Source organism: Streptomyces sp. NPDC008086 (genome assembly GCF_042957325.1).
In the GTDB taxonomy this organism is placed as follows: domain Bacteria; phylum Actinomycetota; class Actinomycetes; order Streptomycetales; family Streptomycetaceae; genus Streptomyces.
This window is the reverse complement of record NZ_JBIBIA010000002.1, coordinates 343,694-362,452: the sequence shown is the minus strand read 5'-3', so window position 1 is coordinate 362,452 and position 18,759 is coordinate 343,694. Positions and strand designations below refer to the sequence as shown.

Sequence of the window (18,759 nt, the reverse complement as noted above, 5' to 3'; positions counted from 1 at the left end):
ATGCGTGTCGGCCGGCCCGGAGATGACCGCCCGGCCGGAATCGACGCTGTCAGCTCGCGCCAGAGGCAGGGAGACGGAGTTTCATGCTAGTTGGAACACCACCTGGTTAGGCCTTCGCGGGAGGGCCACCATGGGCTGTTGTCGGGTGCATCGACCTGCCCGGCGCAATGGCGGTTGTTCCGATATTCCGAGGCGGTTCTCTGTGCGTACGGAAAGTCCCCTCCCACACGACCCGGTGCCGACGGTGCGCGGGCCGGTCGCCGCGGCGGACCTGGGTGTCACGCTCGCGCACGAGCATCTTTTCGTGCTGAGTTCCGAATTCCAGTCGAACTTCCCCCACTTGTGGGACCGTGAGGCCGGAGTGCGCGAGGCCGTGCGTCAATTGGAGCAGGCGTACGCGGCCGGGGTGCGGACCCTGGTGGACATGACGGTGCTCGGACAGGGGCGCGACATCGGCCTGGTGCGTGCCGTCGCCGAGCGCACCGCGGTGAACATCGTGGTCGCCACCGGTGTCTACAGCGTCGACGGCATACCGCTCTTCGCCCGCTTCCGGGGCCCCGGCGCCGCCATCGAGGCGGACGACCCGCTGATCGAGCTGCTCCTGCGGGATGTCACCACCGGCATCGCGGACAGCGGAGTCCGGGCCGGCCTGGTGAAGTTCGCCTGCGAGCGCACCCCGCCGGACGCGTCCGCGCACCGGATGGCCGCCGTCGTCGCCGAGGTGCACCGGCACACCGGCGTGCCGGTGGTGGTGCACTGTGACCCGTTCGAGGGCAACGGCGTCCACCTCGTGCGGCTCCTGGAGAAGGAGGGCGTGGCAGCGGGCTCCGTGGTCGTCGCGCACGCAGGGGACTCGGCCGACCTCAGGGGCCTGCGTGCCCTCGCGGACACCGGATGCGTCCTGGGCTACGACCGCTACGGCATGACACCCTTCGCCCCCGACGAGCAGCGCAACGCCACCCTGGCCGCGCTCGTCCGGGCAGGCCACACGGCCCAGTTGCTCGTCTCGCAGGACCACCCGGTGCACATCGACTATCTGACGGCCGAGCAGCGGGAACGTACGTATCCGGGCTGGAGCTACGTCCATCTCTTCGAGCGCGTACTGCCGCTTCTCCTGAAGGAGCCGGGTGTCGACGAGGCGACGGTGCACACCCTCCTCGTCGACAACCCGCGGCGCCTGCTCTCGGGGATCGCCGCGCCCCGCCCCTCCGGCGAGGGAACGGAGGCGCGGGATGCCGCCTGAGCCCTGGGAGGAGTTGGGGGCTGAGCTGCTCATCGACGAGGACCATGTCAAGTGCTGGGTGGAGACCGTACCCCCCGGCGAGCGGCGGCCCGCCCACACCCACCGCCACCCGTGGGTGACCGTCGTGCTCTCCGGGGCGCACGGTGAATCCCTGGACGAGAACGGCGAGTTGATCAAAGCCGTGTCGCTGGAGACGGGACAGGTGGTGCACAACCGCGGCGAGTCCCTGCCGATGCGGCACTACGTCCACAACCTCTCCGACCGGACTCTCGTCATGGTCGCCATCGAACTCCGCACGCCCGGCGCGCCGGAGGAAGGACCGAACTCATGAGCCGACACAAGGGCCCAGCAGAACGACCGTCGCCGAGCGCCCCCGCCCTGGTCACCGGGGCCACCTCCGGTCTCGGCCGGAGCCTCGCGCGGGCCCTCGCCGACCGGGGCTGGATCGTCCTGGTGCACGGCAGGGACGAGAACAAATGCACCGCCGTCGTCGATGAGTTGCGCGCGGCGGGCGGTACGGCCTATCCGTATGTCGCGGACCTCGCCTCGCTGGAGGAGGCCGCCGAGCTCGGCCGGCGGGTGGCCGCGGCGCACCCCTCGCTGGGGCTGCTCGTGAACAACGCGGGAGTGGGCGCGGGGCGTGACGCACGCCACCGCGAGCTGAGCCGGGACGGCTACGAACTGAGGTTCGCCGTCAACTACCTGGCGCCGGTGGTCCTCACCCGCGCGCTGCGCTCGCCGCTGCGTGCGGCGGGTACGGCACAGGTGCTCAACATCGGGTCGATCGGGCAGAGCCCCTTCGACCCGGACGACGTCCAGTTCACCCGGCGCTACGACGGCATGGAGGCGTACACCCGCAGCAAGTTCGCGCTGGCCGCCTTCACGTTCACGATCGCGGAGGAGTACGCCCGCGAGGGCATCAGGGTCAACTGCGTGCACCCCGCGAACTACATGGACACCACGATGGTCATCGAGGCCGGCGTGCGTCCCTGGTCCTCGGTGGCCGAGGGGACTGCCGCCGTGTTGCACGCCCTCGACGAGGGGGCCCGGGGCGTGAGCGGCCAGTACTACAACGAGAGCCGCCGGGCCAAGGCGCACCGTCTCGCCTACAGCGCCGGCACCCAGCAGCGGCTCACCTCCCTCACCGACCAGCTCATCGCTCCCGCGGAGCGGGCGAGCGGCACGTCCTGGTGACAGAAGGCGGACACACCGGGCGGGCCCGGGTGCGCTGATCGCACCCGGGCCCGTCCGGTGTTCTCAGTCCTCCTGGACCATGGCGAGCAGGTGCTCGGGGAAGCGCTCGCCCGCGAAGGCACCGGGCGGCGCGATCTCGTCGACCTCCCGCAGCACTTCGGGGGTAGGAGTGACGGCTCCCGCGGAGGCGTTCTCGTTCATGTGCGTACGCTTCTGAGCGCCCGGGATCGGTACGACCCCCTGCGCGACCAGCCACGCGAGCGCGAACTGTGCCGGTGAGCAGCCCAGTCGGGATGCCAGCTCGCCTATCCTGGCGACCAGCTGCTGGTTGACGTCGAGATTGTCCTCTGAGAACCGGGGCAGACCGCGCCGCATGTCGTCCGGGGCCAGCTCGGCCCCGGAGAGCTCGCCGGAGAGCAGCCCGCGGCTGAAGGGGCTGTAGGCGACGAAGCCGATGCCGAGTTCCCGCACCGTGGGCAGCACCGAGCGCTCCGGGTTGCGGCTGGCGAGGGAGTACTCGGTCTGCACCGCCGTGATGGGGTGCACGGCGTGCGCCGCGCGGATCGTCTTCGAACCGGCCTCGGAGAGCCCCAGGTGCCGTACCTTTCCGGCGGCGACCAGTTCCGCCATGGCGCCGACCGACTCCTCCACGGGCACCTGGGGGTCGACCCGGTGCAGGTAGTACAGGTCGATGTGATCGGTGCCCAGACGCTTGAGGCTGGCGTCGATGGCCTCGGCGATGTGCCGGGGACTCCCGTCGACCCGTACGCCGTCGGGGGTCCGGATCAGCCCGCACTTGGTGGCGAGCGTGACCCGGTCGCGGTGTCCGCCGGCCAGCGCACGGCCGACGATCTCCTCGCTCAGGCCGGCGCCGTACATGTCCGCGGTGTCGAGGAAGTCCATGCCCCGGTCCAGGGCTCCATGGATGGTGCGGATCGACTCGGCTTCGTCGCGGTCGCCGTAGAACTCGGCCATGCCCATGCAGCCGAGGCCGATCGCGGACACCTCCAGTCGACCGCCGAGCAGGACGCGGTCCAGGGTATGCGGTGTGGTGATGGTCATGCCTTCTCCTCGTGGGCTACGGGTGATGGGGCGAGGTGGTGGTCCCGGGAGCGCCCTGGCGGGCGGGCAGGAGCTGTTCGAGGCGGCGCAGGGCGGCGGTGTCGGCGAGGGCGGCGGCCGCGGCGACGACGCCGTCGGGACGTACGAGCACGGCTCCCGGCCGACGTGCGCCCAGGGCACGCGCGGTCCGCGCGTCCAGGTGCGTGCATACGGGCACGTCCCGCTCGGGGAAGGGGGTACGACCCGCGAGGACGAGCAGCGCGTGCCGCCCGTCGCGCAGCAGATCGTGGGTGCGGCCGCCGGACGGAAGGGGGATGTCCGGCAGCCGTGTTCCTGGGCCGAGCGGCCCGAGTGCGGGGCCCTCGGCGGGATAGCGCAGGTCCATCTGCGCGAAGCGGGACGGCAGGACGCGGTCGAGGACACCGCTGCGCTCAGCGGCCGACGCCGCGAGGTCGCGGGCCCGCTCGCGCCAGCCGCCCCAGGTCCACAGCCGGGTCTGCCGGTCGGTGTCGGTGACCACGGCGCGCGCGACATGCATGCGTTCTCGCTCCCACGCCCCGAGCGCGGTCTCCGGCAGCCGGCCACGCATCACGTCGGCGAGGCGCCAGGCCGCTTCGTGGGCGTCCTGGATGCTGGTGTTCAGGCCCTGTCCGCCGGCCGGGCTGTGCACATGCGCGGCGTCGCCCGCGAGCAGCACCCGCCCCTCGCGGAACCGGTCGGCCATCTTGCGGTGGACCTGGAAGTGGCCCGAGCCGGTGACGGAGGCCAGCTGCAGGGGAACCGGGCTGCGCTCGGCGGCGATCGCCCGCACGGTCTCCTCTACGTTCGCCTCGGTGGCGCCTTCGGGGGCGCTGCCGAAGACACGTATGAGGCCACCGGGGAGACCGACGACGACCAGTACGCCCGTGGGGCCCATGAAGTAGTGCGCCTCGGCAGGCGCGAGCGGGGTCTCCCACTCCCCGTCGACGAGGACGAACGACTGGGGGTAGGTCGACCCGGTGAAAGCGACGCCGAGCTGCTCGCGGACCGCGCTGTGCGCGCCGTCGCAGCCGAGCAGCCGGCCCGTGCGGTGGACGGTCCCCGACAGGTCGGCCTCCACTCCATCGGCGTCCTGCGCGAGGGCCGTCAGCCGATGGCCGTACTCGACCCGCCCACCCGCCTCGTGGAGCGCTTCGAGCAGCAGTCCCTCGGTCTCGTTCTGCGGGAGGGAGAGGGGAGTTCCGAAGCGACTGCCCTTCAGACCACGGAAGTTGATACGGGCGACGCGGCGGCCGCGGGTGTAGTAGTTGGCGGCGACGACCGGCAGGGCCGCGTCACGGACGCGTTCTTCCAGGCCGAGGCGGGCCATCACCTCCAGCGCGCGCGGCTGGAGGATAATCGCCTTCGCATGGGGGTTCCTTCGGGCCGCGCGATCGACGATTCTGGTCTCGATCCCGCGGCGGAGCAACTCGGTGGCCATCATCAGGCCGGTCGGCCCTGCGCCGACGACCAGTGCTTCGCTTTCCACGGTGAGCGTCACACCTCCTGCGTTCGGGAAACGGGCGTGCGGGGGTAGGAGCGTGCGGGTGAGGGGTGGGGGAGAAGCGGGCGCCACGTCGGCTCGTGCGGCCGGTGCGCGCCGGATGACCATCGTGCACGAAATCAGAGGGTGGGACGTGGTGTGCGTGATACCCCTGAGTCCTGCACCACCCTGAAGGATTCCGGTGGCGGCTCCGGTCGCCGGCAGCCGTTCGGCCCCGCCGCTGAAGCGTCGTCGACAAGGCGCGGGGGTCTGTCAACGGGTGTAAAGCGGGGCAGAGCGGGTGTTTGAACCCCGGGTAACTGGTACCGATTTCAAGGGTATGAGCCGCACAGGTGGCAGAAGGCCCTGGCTCACGGCTGTTCGGCGTTCGAAGAATGTGAGCCACGAGCCCGGCCACTGCCCAAGGAGCAGCACCCGATGCCCCTCCCCCAGAGCGCCCTCGCCCCGGACGCGGTCACCTCCGCTCCGACCCTCTCCTACCGACGTACGGTCGATCGCGGCGACGTCCACCGCTGGGCGGTCAGCGAGGTCTTCCTCACCGACTACGCCGACCTGTCCGCGGACACCTACCTCGCCGCGGCACAACTGCCGCCCGCGCACTACTACTTCGGCGACCACACGGGCCCGGCCGCCGACGGCCCCGACAGCATGCTCCTCCTGGAGTGCTGCCGGCAGTTCGCCACTTGCATCGCCCACCGCGGCCTCGGCGTCGCCAGGGACAGCGCCTTCCACGTCACCGAATGGTCGCTCGCCCTCACCGGCGACACCCCTCTCCCGCCGCACGACCGGCCCCGCGAGCTGAACATCAAGGCCGCTGTCACCCGCAGTCAGGTCCGCTCAGGGACGGTGCGGGCCGCGCGGTACGTCCTGGAGCTCTCGCTCGGTGACGCAGTTCTCGGTCGCTGCGACATCTCCGCCCGCTACTCGCCGGCAGAGGAGGCGGAGATCGTCCGCCGCTACCACCGCAGGTCGGCGCCGCCGCTGTCCGGTTCGCTGCCCGCCGTACCGCCCGGCACGCCCGTGCCGCCCGCCGACGTGGCCCGTCGCGATCCCGCCAACGTGGCGCTTGCCGACGCCCGCCATGTGGCTGGTGGCGTGTCCGCCGTGGTGGCGGTGCCGTCCGGGCACCGTACGCACTTCGACCACCCGCAGGACCACTACACGGCGATGATCCTCATGGAGGCCGCCCGGCAGGCCGCGCTCCTCGCGGCGGGCACCGGTGTGCGGATCACCGGCTACCAGTCGAGGTTCGCCCGGTTCGCCGAACTCGACGCCCCGGTCCGGGTCGCCGCCGTACGCCGCACCTGCGACGAGGTCGCCGTGCGCTTCCGGCAGGACGGCACCGTCGTCAGCGAGATAGCCGTCGGCGTCGCGGAGGAGCTCTGATGGCGCTCACGACCGGGCCTGTGCGCGCGGTCTGGACCGACTACGGCGGCGTGCTGACCCCGCCGGTGGCAGAGACGTTGGAGCCGTTCTGCGCCCGGCTCGGGGTGCCCTCGGCCACGTTGCTCGCCGCCATGCGGCAGGTGGCCCGCGACTGCGGGGCCGGTGACGACGTCATGGCACCGCTCGACACCCCGCTGCTCACCCAGGAGACCTGGGAACGCCGGATGGAGGAGGCCCTCGCGACGCACAGCGGCGTCCACGTCGACCTCAGCGACTACCCCGCGCGCTGGTTCGCCGACCGCGCGGTCAACCAGCCCTGGCTGGACACCTTGCACCGCCTGCGCCGACAAGGAGTGTTCGTCGGGCTGCTGTCCAACATGCCGCCCGCCTGGGACCGGCATTGGCGGCTGGCGGTGCCGCCCGAGGGACTCTTCGACGCGGTGGTGCTGTCGTACGAGTCCGGCTGCCGCAAGCCCGAGCGGGAGATCTTCCGCATGGCCGCGGAGCGGGCCGGGGTGCCCGGCGACCAGTGCGTGCTCGTCGACGATCTCGCGGTCAATTGCGCGGGCGCCGAGCAAGCCGGCTGGCACGCCGTGGATTTCACGGAAGCAGCGGGCGCCACGGCCAGGGTGGAGGCGCTGGTCACCGCGGGCACGGCAGGCGCCGACACGGAAGGCGCCGACCCGGCCGTCCTCGCCACGGGAGGCCGCGCGTGAGAGCCGCCGTGATCAGTGGCATCGGCGCGTGGCTGCCGCCCGACGTGGTCGGCAACGACGACCTCGCCGCCCGCATGGACACCTCGGACGAGTGGATACGCACCCGCACCGGCATCCGCACCCGGCACTTCGTCTCGGCCGGCATGCCCACCTCCCGCCTCGCCGCCGAGGCCGGAGCGCGGGCCCTGCAGTCGGCGGGCACGGCGGACGTCGACGCGGTGGTGCTCGCCACCACCACACCCGACCGCCCCTGTCCGGCCACCGCCCCCGAGGTGGCCCGCCGTCTCGGCCTCACCGGACGCCCGGCCTTCGACGTCTCCGCCGTCTGCACGGGATTCCTGTACGCGCTCACCACCGCCGCCGGAATGATCGCGTCCGGGGCCGCCGAACAGGTCCTCGTCATCGGCGCCGAGGCCTTCAGCACCCTCATCGACCCGCAGGACCGGTCCAGTGCCGTGGTGTTCGGCGACGGCGCGGGCGCCGTGGTGCTGCGCGCGGGTGAACCCGGCGAGCCTGGCGCCCTCGGCCGGATCGTCCTCGGCAGCGACGGCTCTCTCGCCGACCTGATCACGGTGCGGGCCGGCGGCTCCGAGCAGCCCCACCCTCATCCCGACACCGATCCGGCCGACCGCTACTTCTCCATGCGCGGCCGGGAGGTGTTCGGGCACGCGGTGACCCGGATGACCGAATCGGCGCGCGCCGCCCTCGCTCACACCGGATGGCAGCCGGACGACGTCGACCGGCTGGTCGGCCACCAGGCCAACCTGCGCATCCTGCACGCCGTCGCGGAGCAACTGGACGTCCCCGTGGAGCGGCTCGTGATCCATCTGGACCGGGTCGGCAACACGGCGGCGGCCTCCATCCCGCTCGCCCTGGCACACGCGCACGGCACGGGAGATCTCGCCCCCGGTGCCCGTGTCGTTCTGGCCGCCTTCGGAGGCGGCGCCACCTGGGGGGCCACGGCACTGACCTGGCCCGCGCTGAAGTCCGCGTAACCACCGGCACGTTCGTGCGGGGCGCTGTTCGAAGTCCGCGTTGCCACCAGCACGTTCACGTCACGCACCCGGGCGTATCCGCGCCCGGTTCCCACACCTGAAAGGCACCATCGCGATGAGCACCTTCACGCCCCCCACCTTCGAGATCCTCTCCCAGGTCCTGGAAGAGAAGTTCGGCGTCCTGCGCGAGGACATCAAGCCCGACACCGTTCTGGAGGACATCGAACTGGACTCGCTCGCGCTCATCGAGGTCGCGCTGACCCTGCAGAAGCAGCTCGGCGTGGTGATACCCACCGAGGACCTCAACAGCAGCGGCACCGTCTCGGACCTCTTCGAGCTGGTGAACACGGCGGCGGGGAACGCCTGATGGCCGAGGGCGCAGGACGGGACGAACGCGTCGCGATCACGGGCATCGGCCTCGTCACCCCGGCCGGCATCGGGGTGGCGGCGAACTGGGAGCGGCTGCTGTCGGGCCGCCCCACCGCGCAGCGCGACCCGGCGCTCGCCGGACTCCCGGTGGACATCTCCTGCCGGGTCCCCGGCTTCGACGCGGGCGCCCTGCTTGGCCGCTCCACGGCCTGGCGCCTGGACCGGGTCAGCCAACTCGCCCTGGTGGCCGCCAAGGAGGCGCTGTCCGACGCGGGCCTCGACCCGGACCGGTGGGACGGCGCCCGGGTCGGCGTGGTCATGGGCAACGCGCTGGGCGGCACCGCCTCCTACGAGGATGCCCACACCGCGTACCACCAGGAGGGCGCCGACCAGGTCTCACCGTTGGTGATGGTGAACTGGCCGGTCAACATGATCTCCGGATACCTCGCCATGCACTGCCGGGCGCTCGGCCCGAACCTCGTCGTCGCCACGGCCTGCGCCTCCGGGGTCACGGCGATCGGCACCGCACGGCAGATGCTGCAGTCCGGCATGTGCGACATCGTGCTCGCCGGCGCCTCCGAGGCACCGCTCAGCCCGACCCCGATGGCCGCCTACCACCGCATGGGCGCGCTCTCCCGGCGCACCGAGGACCCGGCAGGGGCGTCGCGCCCCTTCGACGCGGACCGTGGCGGCTTCGTGGCCGCGGAGGCGGCTTCCGTGCTGGTCCTGGAGCGTGAGCGAGACGCGACAGCGCGAGGCGGCACGGCCCGCGCGCTGGTCGCGGGCTACGGGGCCAGCGCCGATGGGCACCATGCCTCCGCGCCGGACCCGACGGGCGCGGGCGTGGAACGCGCCCTGCGCTCGGCGCTCACCGACGCGGACGTCGCCCCCGAGGCCGTCGACCACGTCAACGCGCATGGCACATCGACCAAGTTGAACGACCTGATGGAGGCCCGGCTCATCAACCGGGTCCTGGTCGGCCGACCGTCGGTGACCTCCACCAAGGGCGTCACGGGGCACGCGCTCGGTGCCGCGGGCGCCATCGAGGTGGCGTACACGGCCCTGACCCTCGAGCACGGTCTCGTACCGCCCACCGCCAACCTCGACAAGCTCGACCCCGAGATCGACATCGACGTCGTCAGCGGGGCGCCGCGCGAGCAGCGCGTCGAGACCGCGACCAGCCACTCCTTCGGGTTCGGCGGGCAGAACGCCGTCCTGGTCCTCCAGAAAGCAGGCACATGATGACCGAAGGCCGGTCCGTCTTCGTCACCGGGGCCAACCGCGGCATCGGTCTGGCCATCGCCCGCACCTTCGCCGCACAGGGCGACCGGGTCGCCGTCGGGCACCGGTCGGGCGAGCCTCCCGCGGGCTTCTTCGGCGTGCGCTGCGACGTCACCGATCCCGGGTCGCTGGACACCGCGTACGAGAAGATCGAGGCCGAGCACGGCCCCGTGCAGGTCCTGGTGGCTAACGCCGGGATCATGCGCGACAAGCTGGCCCTCCAGACCACCGACGAGGATTTCCTGGCACTCCTCGACACCAATCTGGTGGGTGCCTTCCGGTCGGCGCGGCGGGCCATCCCCGGCATGCTGGAAGGCCGGTGGGGCCGGCTCGTCTTCATCTCCTCCTTCTCCGGGATGCTCGGCTCGCCGGGGCAGGCCAACTACGCGGCCTCCAAGACGGGCCTCACCGGCCTGGCCCGCTCGCTCGCCCGGGAGCTGGGGCGGCGCGGCATCACGGCCAATGTGGTGGCTCCCGGCTTCATCGACACCGACATGGTGGCCGGCGTCAGCCCGAAGAGGCGTGCCGAGTACCTCTCCATGACGGCGCTCGGCCGCCCCGGCACTCCTGAGGAGGTGGCGAACGTGGTGCGCTTCCTCGCCGGTGCGGACGCGTCGTACATCACCGGCGCGTTCATCCCCGTCAGCGGCGGCCTCGGGATGGGCGTATGAGCACGTCGACACCGGACACCCGGGCCGAGGGCACCTCGACCGACCCCGGCCGGCCGACGGGCGGGCTGCTCGCCGGGAAGCGGCTGCTGATCACCGGGGTGCTCTCCGACACCTCGATCGCCTTCCACGTGGCGCGGATCGCACAGCAGGAAGGAGCCAGGGTGGTCCTGACCTCCTTCGGGCGGGCCCTGCCCATCACGGAGGCGATGGCGGAGCGCCTGCCGATGCCCGCGCCAGTGCTCCGCCTCGACGTCACTGAGCCCGGGGATCTCGACGCGCTGCAGGACGCGGTCGCCGGCCACCTGGGCGGTCTTGACGGCATCGTGCACTCGATCGCGTTCGCCCCCCGGTCCGCGCTCGGCGGCGCCTTCCTCGACACGTCGTGGCAGGACGCGGCGACGGCGCTCGAAGTGTCGGCGTACTCCCTCAAGGCCCTGGTGACGGCATGCCTTCCACAGATGGAGGAAGGCTCGTCCGTGGTGGGCCTCGACTTCGACGCGGCCCTGGCCTGGCCCGGCTACGACTGGATGGGCGTCTCCAAGGCCGCGCTCGAGTCCGTCACCCGCTATCTGGCGCTGTACCTCGGCGAACGACGCATCCGCGTCAACCTGGTCGCGGCGGGCATGGTCCGTACCCTGGCCGCGCGCTCGATCCCCGGAGTGGACCGCATGGAGCAGATCTGGCGTACCCGCCCGCCGCTCGCCTGGGACGTCCACGACCCGGAGCCGACAGCGAAGGCCTGCGCGGTGCTCCTGTCGGACTGGCTGCCGGCCACCACTGGCGAGATCCTGCATGTCGACGGGGGGCTGCATGCGGTCATGACATGAAGCTCCGCCCCATGGCGGCGGTACGACACACCTGAGTCGTACCGCCTCCGACACCTGCGCGAGCAGCGCCGCCCCCCGTCTTCCACCGCGGACAGACCACCAGCTCCCGCGCCGGATCCACCCACAGGAGCGGGACGCCGCCGTGGCCGCAGCCTCTACTGTCTGTCCGCGTCCGCTACCGCGCGCTGGACCTCGACCTCGCCGACGCGGTGAACGTGGCATTCGCCGCCGACTACGACACGGACGCAATCCCCACCCTCGACCGATGAGACTTCCGGGCCGTACGCCCGCCGGGCCGCCACAAGACGTTCCGGGTGCTCCCCGACGACCTCCCGCTCTGACGCAGGCTCCTCGGCGCTCAAGAACCCGCTCACGCAAGGGACTTGTGTTTCCTCTGCGCAGCTGTCAAGGGGAGCCCTGACACCTGACACCAGGTGACCGCCGCTTCGTAGGAGGTGGCTGTCTTCTCATATCGGGTCGCGATGCCGCGAGGGCGTCGTACTCGCCAAGGGGCTGCTCTCATAGGTCCACTCACGTGGTACTGCTCCGCTATCCCGATCCCGCTCCGCGCTCGCTTGGCCCATCGGGACGCTGTCCGACCCAGACCGTACCCTGGCCGCGTTCACACGATTCAGGAGGTATTCCCGTGGAGCCCACGACCGCCCGCTTCGTCGCGTCCGCCACGGCCCTACCGGCTGCCGCGCTCGCGGCGCTGTACGAGGCTTTCATGGAGCGGTGGCCTCGGGGCGGCCGCGAGGGCAGCCGGGTGGCGCGAGTGTCCGCCTCGGAGCACGCCTGGATCGACCACGCCGTCAGATCGGCGTTGCTCCCCCGTGCCGTCGAGCTGGAGCAGGTCCGCGCAAGCCTTCACTCGAACAGCAAGTCGGCTTGCGTCATTGCCGCACGGGCGGTGCACAAGCGCGTGAAACTGACCGAGGCTCAGTACCGCGCTCTCCTCGACCCGTTCACTTTGGCGGGTGTCCCCGTGCCCGACAGGGACAGCCTCCCGGGTCATGGCGGCACCTCGTGATGACCCCGAAGGGTTCCGCGACGGCGTGCCTCAAGGACGATCTGCTGACGCTCGCATGCCTCGAGCAGCTCAGCGGAGCGGAGGGCAGGCCGTGAGCGGCGGTCCGCGGTGACGCGCAGCTACCGGCTGCTGCGGGGCGGGCGGGTGGCGCTGGAGATCCGCGGTGAGCCGGGGTTCCCGGTCAGCACCTCCGCTCCGCCGCTCCCTGCGGGACACTCCCCGGTGACGCATCCGTTCGCGACCGCCAGCTTCCAGCTGGCTGAAGCCGAGGGGGAGCTCGGTGCGCTTTTGCGCGAGTCATCCGACCTCGACGCTTTCCTTGAGGCGGCCGCCCGCGCGGGCTACCTGATCGAACCGACCGAGTCGGCACATGCCCAGATGCGCCGGCCCTTGTCGACTGCGGCCGCCGACGGCGCGGCCGCAGTCACCGGCGGTACCGATCGGCTCGTCGCGGTGGGGCTCCGCCTGCTCGCGGAGTTCACGACCGATCCGGTCGTGAACATCGTGGAATTGCCGGACGGACTGGGTATCTGCCTCGTCCACGCCGTTCGCGGCGGCGGCAAGATCTACGTGGCACCCGACGAGTCGACGTTGTTCGTCGGCTCAGCGGTCGACTTCGAGGCCGGGCTCGGCGCGTTCCGCGACGGCGTGCGTAACCCCATCAGGGAGGTGGACCGCTCGGGTGGGGGTGCGGGCGAGTGATTCGGCGGCACGTGCGACCGACTCTGCCCGGCCATGGTCACCTTGAGGACGGCCCTGGTTACCCGGGAGGAAGCCGGCGTCCCAGGCGGTGCGCTGGTTGCCGTGGGCGGGGATGCCGCCGGCGGCGCCGGCTCTGCGAACTCCGTCGGGAGGGGACCCACGAGGTGACCCTCGGGAGCCGGGCTTCCCCGGTGACTGAGTCACGGGTGTGTGGCTGCTTGGTCGGTGAACGGACAGGAATTGGTCAACACCTTTCCATCTCCTCTTGGCCGGGGCTGGCACCCGCCTGTTCACTGCGCCGTATGCGACACAGGAAACCCATGAGATCCCTGATCCGTCCGAGACGGACGGCCACCGTGCTGACCGGCGCGCTCGCCGCACTCGGCCTGTCCCTGGGAACGGCCGCCGCGGACACGGTGCCGACGGAGTTCGGGACCGACTACCACGACCCGGTGACCGCCGCCCCGGCCATCTCGACGCCGCACACCAAGTCGTGTTCGGTCACGATCGCCCAGGCGCAGTTCAAGGACTTCACCCCCTACACCGGCACCTACACGCCGCCCACCGGCTGCGGCACCCCCGGCCGCTGGTCCAAGGTCGTCCTGCGGATGGACGGGAGCGTGAAGGGACGGCAATACGACCGGCTCGGTCATCTGGACATCGGAGGTGTGCAGGTCTTCCGTACATCGACGCCCGAGCCCTCGCAGGACGGGATCAACTGGTCCGTCGAGAAGGACGTGACCGAGTACGAGAAGACGCTGAGCAGCGCACAGTCGGTCGACATGCTCATAGGCAACGTTGTCAACGACACCTACACCGGCGTGCTCGACGTCAAGGTGACCCTCACCTTCTACGCTCCCGAGCCCGGCCGCACACCCTCCGCCCCCGACCGGGTCATCCCCCTCAGCGACGGCGACAGCGTGACGACCGGCGCCTCGCTGACCACTCCACGCAACTCCACGCGGATTCTCGCCGAGGTGTACGCCACCGGCTCGGGCGGCGGCTGTGAGGAGTTCTGGTACTCGGTGGTCACGCCGTCCGCGTCGTACTCCTGCCAGGGCGGGGACGACGGTCCGTACCGCGAGGTGCAGGTGAGCATCGACGGGAAGATCGCCGGAATCGCCTCGCCGTATCCGAACGTGTGGACCGGTGGCTGGTCGCCCTATCTGTGGTCGGTGATCCCCGCCCCGCACGCCTTCGACGTACGGCCGCTGGAGTTCGACCTGACTCCGTTCGCTGGCCTGCTCAACGACGGCAGAGCGCACAAGGTCGACGTGTCGGTGGTCGGGGTGCCGAGCGGCCAGACGGGGTGGAGCGCGCCGACGAACATCCTGGTGTGGCAGGACGCACACAAGTCGGTGGTGACGGGGGCCGTGACGTCGTACAAGAAGGCGGATCCTGCGGTGAGCAACACCTACACCGACGGTTCGCTGCGCCACCTGGCGACCGACGGCAAGGACCGGTTGAAGGTCACCGGCTACCTGGACACCTCCCACGGCCGGGTCACGACGACGGTCGAGCGAACGGTCACGAGCGCGATCGACCACCAGTGGACGCCGGACGAGAACACCGACGACCAGACCGGCACGTGGACCGACGACCAGACCGTGACCACCGACGGGCACGTCTCCCGCACCGACCGCACCTACACGCTCGACGGCCGCGCCACCATCGACAGCACCAACCGACTGCGCGTGATCATGTCCGTCGCCGACCGGGCGCACCTCGGCGCCACCCGCATCGACGACACCTACAAGGGAGACGCCACCTTCACGCTCGGCGTCGCCCGCGAGGACCGGCACGCGGTGGCCACGACCAGCGAGCGCTACCGGCTCCGGGCTCCCGGCGCGTGCTACGACCACACGCTCGCGACCGAGCAAGGGGTGCTGACGAAGGACGTACGCGGCTGCTGACCCCGGACTCAGCCCTTGGCTCGCAGCCGCTCCACCGCTGCCGCGACGCTCCGCACCACGGCATCGCGGCGGGCCTTGTCGACGAGATCGGACCGCCGCCCCCCTCCAAGGGGAACGGTCGACGAGCGGTGAGTGGGCCGATGGACTCATGCGGGAGACCATCGTGTTCGCCTGGTCACCGCCCGTTGCCGGACGTGCTGCAACTCCTCATCAACTCCTCGCCGTCGACGAGCAGTTCGGCCAGGCCAGTGCTTGCCGTTCCTCTGGCCAGTGGGAGACGCCGGCCATGGCGAGGGTGACGGGGTGCTTGCACGGGGCGCCCGGCCCACCGGGCGGCCGACCAACTCCGGCTCACCGCGGAAATCGCGGCCCCGCCCATCGGCCTGGACAACAGAGAACCCCCGGGTCGCTGACCTGGGGGTTCATCATGGAGCGGGTGACGAGAATCGAACTCGCGCTCTCAGCTTGGGAAGCGACGGCGCTTGCCGAGGCGAATAGCTTCTGAGCTGGGCGTATGTGGTCTCGTGCAGCGCCCGAGTGGGCGGGACCGCGCCACTGTTGACGGTGATTTGGCCCGCGAGCAGGACGTGCTCACCCCGCTCGCCGACGGACTGCGCAACACCGAGATCGCCGAGGGTGCTGTTCCTGTCGAGACGCACCGTCGAGCACCACGCCCGGCCGTGCTGGACAAGCTCGGCGTGCCCGACCGGCAAGCGGCCGGCCGGTACGCCGGCGCAAGGGCGTGGCCGCGCGGTGAGCAGGCCGAACGGACAGCCGCCGGAACCGAGTTCACCGTACGTCGTCCAGGGCACCAGACATGAGCCGGTGAACCACCTCGGTCAGCAGGTCGGTGCCGGCGCGGATGTCCCGGTCGTCCGTGAACTCGCCCTCGTTGTGGGAGATCCCCTCCACGCTGGGCACGAACAGCATGACCGAGGGCGCGACGTCCTTCATGTTCACCGAGTCGTGGCCCGCGATGGTCATCATGGTCCGGTGGCTCAGTCCCAGGTCGTCGGCGGCGCGGGCCGCGAGCTCGACGCCGGCTGCCGGGAACGACGCCACGCCCCACCCGTGCGTCCGTACCCGCTCGACGGTGACCGACGCGCGTTCCTCGATACCCGGGATGGACTCGGCCAGTTGCCTGGCGGCCGCGTCAAGGTGTGCCTCGTCGGGGGAGCGCAGGTCGACATGCAGGCGCACCTCACGCGCGACCACGACGGGCGAGTTGGGTTCGACGGTCATCTCGCTCACCGAGGTGTGCAGCGGGACGTCCGTGCTCCGTTCGGCCAGTTCGCGCACGGCCACCACGAGGAGCGAGGCGCCGAACAGCGCGTCGTGCCGGTCCGCCATGACCGTGGACCCGGTGTGGGACTGCTCGCCACGGACCACCACCTGGTACTTCCGCGCCGCCCAGGTGGCATCCACCAGCCCGATGGTGATCCCCTGGTCCTCCAGCTCACGGCCCTGCTCGATGTGGATCTCGGCATAGGCCGCGACGTCCGGCCCGGCGTAGTCGCCGACCGTTCCGAGCTCGTGAAGTGCGGTCCGGACCGTGGTGCCGTAGGGGTCGGTCGTCGCCAGTGCGGTCTCGGCGCTCAGCTTCCCCGTGAACACCGAACTGCCCATCATGCTCGGCTTGAAGCGGGAGCCCTCCTCGTTGAACCAGTTGACCACCGCCACGTTGTACTTCGGGCAGGCGTCCTGCGCGCCCCACCTTTGCACGGCCCGGTACGCCGCGTGCGCCGAGGCGAGGACGCCGTAGGCCCCGTCGTAGCGGCCGCCGAGCGGCTGGCTGTCCAGATGCGAGCCGGTGAGGACGTACGGGGCTCCGGGAACGACGGTGAACAGGCCGAACTGGTTGCCCACCCGGTCGTGGCGGACGTCGGCGCCATGGGCGGTGAGCCACCGGTGGAACCAGGCCCGCTGCTCCCCGTCGGCGACGGTGGCGGCCTGGCGGTCGACACCGCCGCCCGGGGTGGCACCGAACGCCGAGAGGGTCGCGAAATCCTCCAGCAGGGTGGTGTCGTGGGGGGCCAGGGCCGTGGAGGAGGTGTGGGGGTCGCGCATGGTCGGGTCCTCTCGGTCGGGGTGGGGTGGGCTCGGTCGTCGCGGACGCGGGGGCGCAGGTGCGGGCTCGGCCCTGGTCGGGGGTCGGTGGGAAGGCGGTTCAGTCGCTCAGCCGGCGGTGGACGGAGCGCGCACGGCGGGGTCCTGGAGCAGGTGGAGCACGGCGGGGAGCCCGCTGGCGCGGGCGCGGCGGAACGCCGCACGGAAGTCGCGGGTCGAGGCCACGGTCTCGCCGTACGCACCGTAGGAGCGGGCCCAGGCGGCGAAGTCCGGGTTGGTCAGCCGGGTGCCCGACGGGCGGCCCGGGTACGCGGCCTCCTGGTGCTCCCTGATCGTCGCGTAGCAGCCGTTGTCGACCACCAGGGCGACGAAGGCGGCCCCGTACCCCACCGCGGTGGCCAGTTCCTGGCCGTTCATGAGGAAGCATCCGTCTCCCGCGACGGACACCACCTCGCGTCCGGGGAAGACCAGCGAGGCGGCGACGGCGGCCGGGATGCCCATGCCCATGGCGCCGTTGCGGGGTGCGACGAGTGAGGCCGGGGCCCGGTGCGGCAGGTAACGGGCCGGCCACAGGGCGTGGTTGCCGGCGCCGTAGGTGACGACGGCGTCCTCGGTGAGCTCCTGCGCCAGCACGCCCATGACCGCGGTCAGGTCGACATGGGCGTCGTCCACGGCCGGCCCAGTGGCCGGGGTGCGGAAGCGGGCGTGCGCCATCCGGGCCGCCTTGAACCACACGGCATCGGCGTCCAGCACCGCGGGCGCGGCCACGAGATCGAGGACGAGGGACGGTGCGTGGGCCGGGATGAACTGGTCGATGCGGCCGCAGTGACCTCGGGCGTCGCCGGGGAGCACCAGGACGGTCTCCGTTTCCAGGCCGCGTGTGTACCCGTCGCTGAGTACGTCACCGCGTGGGGCACCCAGCAGGACCATGAGGTCCGCCTCGTCCAGCAGCCGGGCGGCGTGGTCTGCGCGGCCGTAGCCGAGCGAGCCGACGTAGGCGCCGCTGTCGTCGGGATCGTGGGGGACGGCGTCGTAGGCGCGGAAGTCGGCGAGGACGGGGATCGAGTGCTGCGCGGCCCAGCGGGTGAGCTCGCGGCCGGTGTGCGCGGTCCATCCCTCGCCCCCGACGACGACGAGCGGCCGCCGGGCCCGTTCGAGGCGGCCTGTCAGCTCCGCCAGCTCCGTGGCGGCGGGGCGCGGTCCAGGGAGCGCGAGCGGGCGAAGTGGCTGGGAGGGGCCCGCCGGCCGGGTGAGGACGTCCTCGGGCAGGCCGATCACCACCGGGCCCGGCCGGCCGCTGCGGGCCAGGTGGACGCTCTCGGAGACGACGCGGGCGGCCGCGGTGGGATCGTCCAGCGTGACGACCTTCTTCGCCGTGTCGGCGAACCACCCGGCGAGATCGAACTCCTGGAACGCCTCACGGCCACGATCGGGCACCGGGATCAGACCGACGAAGAGGATCATCGGCGTCGCGTCCTGGTAGGCGGTGTGGACGGCGATGAAGGCGTTGGCGGCGCCCGGACCCCGGGTCACCATCGCCACCCCGGGAAGCCCTGTCAGCCGGCCCTCGGCCAGCGCCATGAAGCCCGCACCGCCCTCGTGTCTGGTCACCACCGTGGAGATCGGCGAGTCGTGCAGACCGTCGAGGACGTCGAGGAACGACTCCCCCGGAACGCCGTACACGCGTCGTACCCCCTCGCGCTCGAGCTGCGCGACGATCAGGTGGCCCGCGGAGAGGGGGCGCTCGGAGGCTTCGGCATTCGCCATGGGGAGTTTCCTTC

General features: G+C 71.5%; 18 protein-coding genes and 1 pseudogene. 15 read left to right on the top strand and 4 right to left on the bottom strand.

Annotated features, from left to right (window positions below; genetic code table 11):
• The first annotated feature begins 22 nt into the window (after positions 1 to 22).
• From ACFZBP_RS07615 to ACFZBP_RS07605, 3 genes are read left to right on the top strand one after another with little or no spacing between them, the layout of a single operon-like run.
• On the top strand, positions 23 to 1,243 hold the full coding sequence (locus ACFZBP_RS07615; protein ID WP_391411599.1) for a phosphotriesterase: 1,221 nt from the start codon (positions 23 to 25) through the stop codon (positions 1,241 to 1,243).
• Positions 1,233 to 1,574 (top strand): cupin domain-containing protein, encoded by a 342-nt coding sequence (locus ACFZBP_RS07610; protein WP_391410880.1) that lies wholly within the window; start codon positions 1,233 to 1,235, stop codon positions 1,572 to 1,574. The genes ACFZBP_RS07615 and ACFZBP_RS07610 overlap by 11 nt, the downstream gene beginning before the upstream one ends.
• On the top strand, positions 1,571 to 2,437 hold the full coding sequence (locus tag ACFZBP_RS07605; RefSeq protein ID WP_391410878.1) for an SDR family NAD(P)-dependent oxidoreductase: 867 nt from the start codon (positions 1,571 to 1,573) through the stop codon (positions 2,435 to 2,437). The genes ACFZBP_RS07610 and ACFZBP_RS07605 overlap by 4 nt, the downstream gene beginning before the upstream one ends.
• Positions 2,438 to 2,500: 63 nt before the next feature.
• Here ACFZBP_RS07605 and ACFZBP_RS07600 read toward each other — a convergent pair whose 3' ends face one another.
• A complete protein-coding gene (locus ACFZBP_RS07600) occupies positions 2,501 to 3,499 on the bottom strand; it encodes an aldo/keto reductase (RefSeq protein ID WP_391410876.1) in 999 nt (332 codons plus the stop codon).
• 16 nt (positions 3,500 to 3,515) lie between these two features.
• Positions 3,516 to 5,006 carry an FAD-dependent monooxygenase gene (locus ACFZBP_RS07595; protein ID WP_391410874.1) on the bottom strand — a complete coding sequence of 497 codons (1,491 nt, stop codon included), beginning with the start codon at positions 5,004 to 5,006 and terminating at the stop codon, positions 3,516 to 3,518.
• Positions 5,007 to 5,438: 432 nt separating this feature from the next.
• On the opposite strand from ACFZBP_RS07595, the gene ACFZBP_RS07590 reads away from it, so the two are divergent.
• The 12 genes and pseudogenes from ACFZBP_RS07590 (at position 5,439) to ACFZBP_RS07535 (ending at position 15,732) form a co-directional block, all read left to right on the top strand.
• Positions 5,439 to 6,407, top strand: a complete 969-nt coding sequence (locus ACFZBP_RS07590) for an AfsA-related hotdog domain-containing protein (protein WP_391410872.1) — start codon at positions 5,439 to 5,441, stop codon at positions 6,405 to 6,407.
• Positions 6,407 to 7,123 (top strand): HAD-IA family hydrolase, encoded by a 717-nt coding sequence (locus ACFZBP_RS07585; RefSeq protein ID WP_383456165.1) that lies wholly within the window; start codon positions 6,407 to 6,409, stop codon positions 7,121 to 7,123. Before ACFZBP_RS07590 ends, ACFZBP_RS07585 begins: the two co-directional genes overlap by 1 nt.
• On the top strand, positions 7,120 to 8,118 hold the full coding sequence (locus tag ACFZBP_RS07580) for a beta-ketoacyl-ACP synthase 3 (RefSeq protein ID WP_391410869.1): 999 nt from the start codon (positions 7,120 to 7,122) through the stop codon (positions 8,116 to 8,118). Before ACFZBP_RS07585 ends, ACFZBP_RS07580 begins: the two co-directional genes overlap by 4 nt.
• Positions 8,119 to 8,233: 115 nt before the next feature.
• Positions 8,234 to 8,485, top strand: coding sequence for an acyl carrier protein (locus ACFZBP_RS07575; RefSeq protein WP_383456170.1), 252 nt, complete (start codon positions 8,234 to 8,236; stop codon positions 8,483 to 8,485).
• A complete protein-coding gene (locus tag ACFZBP_RS07570) occupies positions 8,485 to 9,729 on the top strand; it encodes a beta-ketoacyl-ACP synthase II (protein WP_391410866.1) in 1,245 nt (414 codons plus the stop codon). Before ACFZBP_RS07575 ends, ACFZBP_RS07570 begins: the two co-directional genes overlap by 1 nt.
• Positions 9,729 to 10,439, top strand: a complete 711-nt coding sequence (locus ACFZBP_RS07565) for an SDR family oxidoreductase (RefSeq protein WP_383456515.1) — start codon at positions 9,729 to 9,731, stop codon at positions 10,437 to 10,439. Before ACFZBP_RS07570 ends, ACFZBP_RS07565 begins: the two co-directional genes overlap by 1 nt.
• Positions 10,436 to 11,266 (top strand): enoyl-ACP reductase FabI, encoded by an 831-nt coding sequence (fabI, locus tag ACFZBP_RS07560; RefSeq protein ID WP_383456175.1) that lies wholly within the window; start codon positions 10,436 to 10,438, stop codon positions 11,264 to 11,266. The genes ACFZBP_RS07565 and fabI overlap by 4 nt, the downstream gene beginning before the upstream one ends.
• Positions 11,267 to 11,427: 161 nt before the next feature.
• A pseudogene (locus tag ACFZBP_RS07555) lies at positions 11,428 to 11,607 on the top strand (VapC toxin family PIN domain ribonuclease); the annotation flags it as partial.
• A gap of 305 nt (positions 11,608 to 11,912) precedes the next feature.
• On the top strand, positions 11,913 to 12,296 hold the full coding sequence (locus ACFZBP_RS07550) for a hypothetical protein (RefSeq protein WP_391410864.1): 384 nt from the start codon (positions 11,913 to 11,915) through the stop codon (positions 12,294 to 12,296).
• Between the two features lie 108 nt (positions 12,297 to 12,404).
• On the top strand, positions 12,405 to 12,998 hold the full coding sequence (locus ACFZBP_RS07545) for a hypothetical protein (RefSeq protein WP_391410862.1): 594 nt from the start codon (positions 12,405 to 12,407) through the stop codon (positions 12,996 to 12,998).
• A 302-nt stretch (positions 12,999 to 13,300) separates the two neighbouring features.
• Complete coding sequence (locus ACFZBP_RS07540; RefSeq protein WP_391410860.1) at positions 13,301 to 14,911, top strand: peptide-N4-asparagine amidase; 1,611 nt, start codon at positions 13,301 to 13,303, stop codon at positions 14,909 to 14,911.
• Between the two features lie 524 nt (positions 14,912 to 15,435).
• Entirely contained in the window at positions 15,436 to 15,732 is a 297-nt protein-coding gene (locus ACFZBP_RS07535) for a hypothetical protein (RefSeq protein WP_391410858.1), read from the top strand.
• Here ACFZBP_RS07535 and ACFZBP_RS07530 read toward each other — a convergent pair.
• A complete protein-coding gene (locus tag ACFZBP_RS07530) occupies positions 15,701 to 16,978 on the bottom strand; it encodes an allantoate amidohydrolase (protein WP_391410856.1) in 1,278 nt (425 codons plus the stop codon). The genes ACFZBP_RS07535 and ACFZBP_RS07530 overlap by 32 nt on opposite strands.
• A 108-nt stretch (positions 16,979 to 17,086) precedes the next feature.
• Positions 17,087 to 18,745 carry a thiamine pyrophosphate-dependent enzyme gene (locus ACFZBP_RS07525; protein ID WP_391410854.1) on the bottom strand — a complete coding sequence of 553 codons (1,659 nt, stop codon included), beginning with the start codon at positions 18,743 to 18,745 and terminating at the stop codon, positions 17,087 to 17,089.
• Between the last annotated feature and the right edge of the window lie 14 nt (positions 18,746 to 18,759).

Bases quoted from the DNA above. Each gene is read 5' to 3' on its own strand.
- ACFZBP_RS07525 (WP_391410854.1), bottom strand. From the start codon at position 18,745: ATGGCGAATGCCGAAGCCTCCGAGCGCCCCCTCTCCGCGGGCCACCTG.
- fabI (WP_383456175.1), top strand. From the start codon at position 10,436: ATGAGCACGTCGACACCGGACACCCGGGCCGAGGGCACCTCGACCGAC.
- ACFZBP_RS07610 (WP_391410880.1), top strand. From the start codon at position 1,233: ATGCCGCCTGAGCCCTGGGAGGAGTTGGGGGCTGAGCTGCTCATCGAC.
- ACFZBP_RS07530 (WP_391410856.1), bottom strand. From the start codon at position 16,978: ATGCGCGACCCCCACACCTCCTCCACGGCCCTGGCCCCCCACGACACC.
- ACFZBP_RS07590 (WP_391410872.1), top strand. From the start codon at position 5,439: ATGCCCCTCCCCCAGAGCGCCCTCGCCCCGGACGCGGTCACCTCCGCT.
- ACFZBP_RS07615 (WP_391411599.1), top strand. From the start codon at position 23: ATGACCGCCCGGCCGGAATCGACGCTGTCAGCTCGCGCCAGAGGCAGG.
- ACFZBP_RS07605 (WP_391410878.1), top strand. From the start codon at position 1,571: ATGAGCCGACACAAGGGCCCAGCAGAACGACCGTCGCCGAGCGCCCCC.
- ACFZBP_RS07540 (WP_391410860.1), top strand. From the start codon at position 13,301: ATGCGACACAGGAAACCCATGAGATCCCTGATCCGTCCGAGACGGACG.
- ACFZBP_RS07575 (WP_383456170.1), top strand. From the start codon at position 8,234: ATGAGCACCTTCACGCCCCCCACCTTCGAGATCCTCTCCCAGGTCCTG.
- ACFZBP_RS07585 (WP_383456165.1), top strand. From the start codon at position 6,407: ATGGCGCTCACGACCGGGCCTGTGCGCGCGGTCTGGACCGACTACGGC.
- ACFZBP_RS07565 (WP_383456515.1), top strand. From the start codon at position 9,729: ATGACCGAAGGCCGGTCCGTCTTCGTCACCGGGGCCAACCGCGGCATC.
- ACFZBP_RS07600 (WP_391410876.1), bottom strand. From the start codon at position 3,499: ATGACCATCACCACACCGCATACCCTGGACCGCGTCCTGCTCGGCGGT.
- ACFZBP_RS07570 (WP_391410866.1), top strand. From the start codon at position 8,485: ATGGCCGAGGGCGCAGGACGGGACGAACGCGTCGCGATCACGGGCATC.